The organism is Fulvivirga aurantia (assembly GCF_009711475.1).
GTDB classification, from domain to species: Bacteria; Bacteroidota; Bacteroidia; order Cytophagales; family Cyclobacteriaceae; genus Fulvivirga; species Fulvivirga aurantia.
The window spans coordinates 1-8375 of the sequence record NZ_SMMD01000792.1 but is presented as its reverse complement, the minus strand read 5'-3'; the positions used below and the strand labels follow the sequence as shown (position 1 = coordinate 8375).

The following is an 8375-nucleotide window of genomic DNA, read 5'->3' as shown; positions in this document are numbered from 1 at the left end:
TGCAAATAAGAAAAGGCTGATTTCAAAACAAGAATAAAAACTAAAATCAAATACAACCCTATGATAGCAGTTTGGCATAATGAAACCCGGAAGCCGAAAGCAATCAACTTTAACAGCACATCACAAAAAATAGCACTTCCTAAAATCAAACTTAAATGACCCAGAAACCACACAATTACAGAACCTTCATTTTAGGTATTACAATAGTAGCCACCCTTGGTGGCTTATTATTTGGTTACGACACCGGAGTTATTGGCGGTTCTCAGCTATACTTTACAGAGTATTTCAATTTTACAAAAGGAGAGCAAGGCTGGGCGGTTAGTAGCGCTCTTTATGGTTGTCTTGCCGGAGCACTCATTGCGGGCTTTTTAAGTGCCAAATACAGTAGAAAATACACATTAATCTTATCAGGTTTACTATTTGCCATATCCGCATGGGGCTCTGGTATACCTGAGTCGCTCACCATTTTGGTTTTGTTTAGGATACTTGGGGGTATAGGTGTGGGGATTGCCTCCATGACCGCCCCCATGTATATCGCTGAAGTTGCTCCACCCAAAGAGCGTGGCCGATTGGTGTCTTATTATCAATTAGCGATAGTTATAGGTTTCTTTGTCGTGTTTCTCGCTACATATTTTATCGGGGGTGGTGATATTTCAGCTCTTTCACCAGAAATGTTAGAAGAGGTACATCATCATAACGTAACTCAGGGGTGGAGGATTATGTTTTGGTCAGAGCTTATTCCGGCTCTCGCCTTCTTTATTCTTTTATTCTTTGTGCCTCACAGTCCAAGATGGCTTATGCTAAAGGGCCGTAATAGTGAAGCAAAACGTGTATTTGCAAAGGTGACAGCCTCTCCCGAGGAAGCAGAGAGAGAGTTTAGAGAAATTGAGGCCTCCTTAATTCGGGAAAGTAAAGAACTAAAGGTTACTGCATTTTCTAAGAGCATGCTATTGGTACTGTTTATAGGGGTTTCACTTTCTATTTTGCAGCAGGTTACGGGTATAAATGCCATACTATATTATGGGGCTGAGATATTTAGCAATGCCCTCGGGTATGGGCCTGAAGATGCCCTTAAACAGCAAATATTACTGGGGGCTGTTAACTTGTTATTCACCTTTGTGGCCATTTATCAAGTGGATAAGTGGGGGAGAAAACCATTGCTTATAGTGGGTACTTTAGGCATGTTTTTAGGAATTGGAACCCTCGGTTTTTCTATATACCTAAATCAACTGGGTATTATTTCACTTATAGGAATGCTAACGTTTATCGCCTCTTTTGCGCTCTCTATGGGGCCTGTTACTTGGGTGCTTTTATCAGAGATTTTCCCCAACAAAGTAAGAAGCTCAGCCATGTCTATAGCAGTGGCCGCACAGTGGCTTTTTAATGCTATTGTCGCAAACACATTCCCGGTTATCAATGGGAGTGAGGTTAATGAAAATGTTTTTAACGGAGCGTTGCCTTACTTTATTTTTGCCAGTTTATGTATCGTGGCGATCCTGTTTGTGTGGAGGTTTGTTCCTGAAACCAAGGGTAAAACATTGGAGGAAATGGACCAGTTATGGCTAAAAAAGGAGTAATGAATTCCAATGAAGAAGTCAAATCCTGGGGGCACTGGTGGTTAATCGCGATCAGTGTTTTAATGGTTTCTTGTGCTCAACCCACCCCACCGGAAGGGATGGTATACTTTTCGGCTGGGGAAATCGAAATTGGCTCTGAAAAAGGGCTGCCAAATGAAGCTCCTATATTTGAAACGGAGGTAAAAGCCTTTTTAATAGATAAGCACCCTGTTACTGTGGGCCAATTTAAAAAATTTGTCCTGGCTACTGGTTATGAGACGGATGCTGAAAAATTTGGCAACTCGGCATTATTTGAATTCAGTAAGGGGCATTATAAAATGGTTGATGGTGTAACCTGGCAACACCCTTTTGGTCCTGAGGAGCCCGCAGCAGCACCCGACCACCCTGTTACCCATGTAAGTTGGAATGACGCCAATGCCTACGCCAGATGGGCTGGTAAGCGATTACCTACAGAAATTGAATGGGAATATGCAGCCAAAAATGGAGAAAACACCAGCAATAAATATAGCTGGGGAGATCAATTAGCCGATAGTGAAGGTGAGTTTCAGGCCAATGTCTGGCAAGGCGCATTCCCATTTGTAAATACAGCAAAAGACGGGTATCGGTATACCTCTCCAGTCGGTAGTTTTGGAATTACACAATGCGGCTTATCAGATATGGGAGGTAATGTATGGGAGTGGTGCTCCGACACTTACATGTTATATGGAAATTTACCTGAAAACAAACATATAGATCCACGGCTAAAGGTCATAAGAGGTGGATCTTTTATGTGTGATTCTACAGTTTGCCACGGCTATAGAGTTACGGCTCGTCAATTTACAAGTCAGGAAACTTCCAATTTTCATATGGGTTTTCGCTGCGCTCAAGATATTTAAGCACGCCATAATTCATAATCTGATAATACTAGATTTTGTAGTTTCGTATAAAACCACTAAATCGGGGAATTATGAGAGTGATTAAATTATTTTTGATATGTATATGTGTCTATAATACAGTGGCAGCACAATCAATATCAATCGACATTCAAGGGCATCGTGGTGCCCGGGGTATGATGCCTGAAAACACTATTCCCGCTTTTATATATGCGCTAGATCAGGGTGTTACCACTCTTGAGCTGGATGTAGCTATTACCAAAGATGGACAAGTTGTAGTTACCCATGAGCCTTGGATTTCACATGCCAATTGCCTCAAACCAGACAGTACAAAAATTTCTGAATCTGATGAGAAAAGCCTCAACATTTACAAAATGACTTATGAGGAGGTGAGTCAGTTTGATTGTGGGTCCCTGCCCGTTAAAAGGTTTCCGGAGCAAGAAAAAATCAAAACAAGTAAACCACTTTTGTCAGATGTCATTAAATCTGCCGAATGGCACATCAAAAGTTACAGTCAATTTGAGGTTGACTATAATATCGAGCTCAAGAGTAGTCCGGCAGGTGATAACACCTATCATCCTACACCTAAAGAGTTTTCTAAAATAGTGTATGATTTAATTGATCAGTACCTACCCTGGGAGCGAGTTATTATTCAATCATTTGACTTCCGGGTTCTCCGCTATTGGAATGAAAATTATCCTGAAGTGAGGCTGGCAGCCTTAGTGGAAAACAGCAGATCTGTTGAAACGAATTTGGCTAGTCTAGGCTTTAAGCCTGCAATTTATAGTCCCTACTACAAATTGCTGTCAAAGAAGAAAATTGAAAAACTTCACGAGATAGATATCAAAGTAATTCCCTGGACGGTTAACAATCCTGAAGAAATGCTACAACTGGTAGAGTGGGGGGTAGATGGAATAATCACAGACTATCCTAACCGGGCCAAAAATGCCGGTTTAACACCTCAACAAACCACTGACTAACACTTCGTTTTAATAGTGGAAGAAAGAGTTTTAACTTAGTGAAATCCTAAATCAAAATATATGAGTAAAAAGTATGATGTATATGGCATTGGAAATGCCTTGGTAGATATCGTTACAGAGGTAGACGATAAATTTTTAGAAGACTATAAAGTTGAAAAAGGACTGATGACTTTGGTAGATGCTGATCGTCAGTTTGAGTTAAGTGAAGGTATAGATATATCTAAAAGTAGTAAGGCATGCGGGGGCTCAGCGGCCAACTCAATTATCGCAGCCAGTCAGTTTGGTGGTAATTGCTATTACTCCTGTAAAGTAGCAAATGATGCCATGGGCAAGTTTTACCTGAAAGATCTGGGTGACAATGGCGTAGATACTAATCTTACGGATGATACAGCACCTGAGGGGATTACAGGGAAGTGTCTGGTTATGACAACACCGGATGCCAACCGCACCATGAATACCTTTCTAGGCATTACCGCAACCTACTCTACTAAAGAAATAAATGAGCAGGCACTAAGAGACTCTACCTACATATATATTGAAGGTTATCTGGTAACCTCTGAAAATGGCTTAGAAGCTATGAAAACTGCTAAGAAGATGGCTGAAGACGCTGGTGTGAAAGTGGCGCTTACATTTTCTGATCCAAGTATGGTTAAATACTTTAAAAGCCAAATGGAAGAAGTGGTAGGCTCAAGTGTAGACTTACTATTCTGCAATGAGGAAGAAGCCATGCTTTTTACAGATAAGCCTACTATTGCCGAAGCACGAGAAGAGCTAAAAAAAGCGGCTAAGAAATTTGTGATCACTCAAGGAGCAAATGGCGCTATGATATATGATGGAGATACTTTCATTGACATAGAACCGTACGCGGTAAAAGCAGTAGATACCAACGGAGCTGGAGATATGTTTGCAGGCGCCTTTTTATATGGTATAACTCACGGCCATAGTTATGCTGAAGCCGGTAAGATTGCGAGTCTGGCTTCTTCAAAAGTAGTAGCTAAGTTTGGGCCACGATTACAGTGGCATGAAGCTAAAGAGGTACTAAACCACCTTTTCGACAATAATTAAATAAACAACCCTAAACCATAAACAATGCAAAAATCAATTTTAACATTAGTTCTGTTTTTTGCTGCTATTGTGCTGGTAATAGCACAGGCAAACGAAATAGAATTTACTGAGTATGACCTGGATAACGGAATGCACGTTATTCTTCATCAAGACAACTCCACGCCAATAGTGGCAGTATCTATTATGTACCATGTTGGTTCTAAAAATGAAGACCCTGAAAGAACAGGTTTTGCTCATTTCTTTGAGCATTTGTTATTTGAAGGATCAAAGAATATCAAGAGAGGAGAGTTTGATAAATACATTACCAATGCGGGTGGTGTAAACAATGCAAACACATCAAACGACAGAACATATTACTACGAAATTCTACCATCAAACCAACTTGAGTTAGGTCTGTGGTTAGAGTCAGAGAGACTACTACATGCCAATATTGATGAAGTAGGTGTAGAAACTCAAAGAGAAGTTGTAAAGGAAGAAAAAAGGCAAAGAGTAGATAACCGACCATACGGTTCTATACTGGAGGAAATAAGCAAAAGAGCTTACAAAGAGCACCCTTATCGTTGGACTACTATTGGATCTATGGATCACTTAAATGCTGCTTCTTTAGATGAGTTTATGGATTTCTATAAGACTTTTTATGTGCCTGAGAATGCAACGCTTTCAATTGCTGGTGATATCGACATCAAAGAGACAAGAGAGCTGATAGACAAATATTTTGCAGACATACCTCGTGGTGGCAATGAGATACCTCGACCGGATATCGTTGAGCCAGAGCAAAAAGAAGAAATCAGAGACGTTGTATACGACAAAATTCAACTTCCTGCAGTAATACAGGCTTACCATATGCCTGCACAAGGCACTGACGATTATTACGCGCTCAATATGCTTAGCACTTTGCTATCAGGTGGACAAAGCAGCAGAATGTATAAAAAGCTTGTCGATGAAGATCAGAAAGCACTTCAGGTTTTAGCTATACCTTTTGGTTCTGAGGATCCTGGTCTTTATCTCACATTTGGTCTGGCCAATATGGGTGTAAGCCTTGAGGACCTTGAAGAGGGAATGGACGAAGAGATTGAGAAAGTTCAAAATGAGCTTATTACAGAGAAAGAGTTTCAGAAAATTCGTAATCAGGTAGAAAACAACATTGTTTCTGGCAACAGCACAGTTACAGGTATTGCAGAAAACCTGGCTAACTACCATGTCTATTTTGGAGATGCCAATCTAATCAATACAGAAATTGAGAAGTATATGGATGTAACCAGAGAAGATATCAAGAATGTTGCCAACAAGTACCTCAATAGAAACAATCGAGTTGTACTTTACTACTTACCTGAGTCAGCTAAAAACAAACCTGAAGAATTAAAACTCAAAACCGACAATTAAGATGAAAAGCATTATATCAACAATATTATCAGTATTATGCCTGTCGATTGCTGCAGTTGCTCAGGTCGATCGAAGTGTGGCTCCTGAGCCAGGACCAGCTCCAGAAATACAAATAGCAGATTACCAGTCTTTCGAACTCAAAAATGGGCTAAAGGTCTTTGTTGTAGAAAACAATAAAATACCTCGTGTAGCATTTTCTTTGATTTTAGACAATGAGCCTATTATGGAAGGTGATAAGGCAGGTTATGTAAGCACAACAGGCCAGCTACTTAGAAGCGGTACCACAAATCGTACAAAAGCGCAGCTCGATGAAGAAATCGATTTTATAGGAGCTTCATTAAGCACTTCTTCAAATGGTATTTTCGCTTCATCTCTTACCAAGCATAAGGAAAAACTATTGGAATTGATGACTGATGTTTTATTCAATCCATCATTTCCTCAAGACGAGTTAGAGAAGATAAGAAAGCAAACGCTTTCAGGTCTTGCAGCCGCTAAGGAAGATCCGAGTGCTATTGCTAATAATGTGAGCAGTGTAGTTACATATAGTAAAGATCACCCATATGGTGAGCTTACAACTGAGGAAACGGTTGAAAACATTACGCTTGAAGATTGTAAAGCATACTACAACAAGTATTTTAAGCCTAATGTGGGTTATCTCGCTGTAGTAGGCGATATCTCTGTAAAAGAGGCTAAAAGTCTTGTAAAGGAGTATTTCAACGATTGGGAAAAAGGTGAAATAGTACAACCAACCTATGAAACACCTCAGGCTCCTGAGAGTACTTACATAGCAATGGTCGACAGATCTTCTTCTGTACAGTCTGTGATAGATGTTACTTATCCGATTGCACTAGAGCCGGGTAATCCAGATGTAATTAAGGCGAGAGTGCTTAATCAAATTTTAGGTGGTGGTTTTTCTTCAAGACTAATGCAAAATCTTCGTGAAGATAAAGCCTTCACGTACGGAGCAAGATCTAGTCTATCAAGTGATGATCTTGTAGGTAATTTTTCTGCTGGTGCCAGCGTAAGAAATGAAGTTACTGATAGTGCGGTTCATGAATTCTTATACGAGCTTAAAAAAATAAAGAATGAGCCAGTAGAAGAAAAAGAGTTGATGGCAGCCAAAGCTTCAATCATAGGTAGTTTTGCAAGATCACTAGAGAGCCCCCAGACAATCGCAAACTTTGCGATTAATTCAGCACGTTATGACTTGCCAGAAGACTATTATGCTAACTATTTGAAGAATGTATCAGAAACTTCGCTTGATGATGTGAAGAACATGGCAAACAAATACATCAAGCCTGAGCAATCTAATATAGTGATCGTAGGGAAAGCCTCTGAAGTAGCCGAAAGCCTAAAGCAGTTTGGCGATGTTAAGTATTTTGATATTTACGGAAATGAGTATGAGCCATCGGCAAAAATGGCACTACCAGCTGGTCTTACAGCTGAAAAAGTGATTGAAGACTATATCAATGCTATTGGAGGTAAGGAGAAGCTAGAGTCTGTAAATACCATCAAAACAAAGATGAGTGCTGATATGATGGGCAACCAGATTGATATGATGCTTGTGAAAAAAGCGCCAAATAAGTTTGTGATGGAAGCCAAAATGGGTGGAACTGTAGCAATGAGACAAACTTACGATGGAGAGGAAGCTTCAGCTATGCAAATGGGACAATCAATGCCTGTAAATGAAGCTATGAAGAAGGAAATGGCTTTTCAGGCTATTATGTTTCCAGAGTTACAATATGAGAAGCTAGAAGTGGAGACTAAGCTGGTTGGTGTAGAGAAAATTGAAGGATCAAATGCCTATGCGGTAGAAGTGACTTTACCTAGCGGAACTACAGCTACTCACTATTTCGATACAAAGTCAGGATTAAAAATACGTGAATCAAAAGTTGTTAATACACCTCAAGGAGAAGTTGCTACTGATACTGAAATTGGAGAATATAAGGAGGTTGAAGGAATAATGTTTCCACATGTAATAAAACAACCAATGGGTGGAGGTATGAAGATGGTACTTAAAACTCAGAGTGTAGAAATAAATGGTGCGGTTGACGACAGTGCCTTTCAAAAATAATTAGTAAAGAAATTTAACTTTTATAAAGCCTCATGGGATGCAATTCCTGTGAGGTTTTTTTATGATATGTATAAGCTAAATAAGACTAAGTTCAGCGTAATAGAAAATGGTGCTGGATTGTCAGCTCAGGATACAGTCTTTGAATACCAGGAAATTGAAAATGTAATACAGGGAAAGTATAAAGGAGGGGGTATTCTTAGCGGTTCGGTAATAGGAAAAAGAATAAGTGAGAGGGAAGTGTATTTGTATTTTCAATGTGTAACCGATACATTGGAATTAAGATCAGGAGAGTCGAGAGGGATTCTTTCAAGAAGCAATGAAGAGCTGATTGAAATAGATTTTAAATGGCGTTGGTTCGATACGGAGGAATGGTTCCCTTCCAAACATAAAGAGCTACCACAGAAATAAAAAAAGGCTTCAATTT

7 protein-coding genes are annotated in these 8375 nt (G+C 39.7%); all 7 read left to right on the top strand.

Going from position 1 to position 8375, the window contains the following annotated elements; translation table 11 throughout:
• The first annotated feature begins 155 nt into the window (after positions 1 to 155).
• Complete coding sequence (locus E1176_RS10415; RefSeq protein WP_155210547.1) at positions 156 to 1577, top strand: sugar porter family MFS transporter; 1422 nt, start codon at positions 156 to 158, stop codon at positions 1575 to 1577.
• Positions 1559 to 2452 carry a formylglycine-generating enzyme family protein gene (locus tag E1176_RS10410; protein WP_246205998.1) on the top strand — a complete coding sequence of 298 codons (894 nt, stop codon included), beginning with the start codon at positions 1559 to 1561 and terminating at the stop codon, positions 2450 to 2452. The genes E1176_RS10415 and E1176_RS10410 overlap by 19 nt, the downstream gene beginning before the upstream one ends.
• 71 nt (positions 2453 to 2523) lie before the next feature.
• Positions 2524 to 3429 (top strand): glycerophosphodiester phosphodiesterase, encoded by a 906-nt coding sequence (locus E1176_RS10405; RefSeq protein ID WP_155210546.1) that lies wholly within the window; start codon positions 2524 to 2526, stop codon positions 3427 to 3429.
• Between the two features lie 60 nt (positions 3430 to 3489).
• Positions 3490 to 4494 carry an adenosine kinase gene (locus tag E1176_RS10400; RefSeq protein ID WP_155210545.1) on the top strand — a complete coding sequence of 335 codons (1005 nt, stop codon included), beginning with the start codon at positions 3490 to 3492 and terminating at the stop codon, positions 4492 to 4494.
• Between the two features lie 24 nt (positions 4495 to 4518).
• Entirely contained in the window at positions 4519 to 5877 is a 1359-nt protein-coding gene (locus tag E1176_RS10395) for a M16 family metallopeptidase (RefSeq protein ID WP_155210544.1), read from the top strand.
• A 1-nt stretch (position 5878) separates the two neighbouring features.
• Complete coding sequence (locus E1176_RS10390; protein WP_155210543.1) at positions 5879 to 7951, top strand: M16 family metallopeptidase; 2073 nt, start codon at positions 5879 to 5881, stop codon at positions 7949 to 7951.
• Between the two features lie 66 nt (positions 7952 to 8017).
• Entirely contained in the window at positions 8018 to 8359 is a 342-nt protein-coding gene (locus E1176_RS10385; RefSeq protein ID WP_155210542.1) for an avidin-fold protein, read from the top strand.
• Positions 8360 to 8375 lie beyond the last annotated feature (16 nt).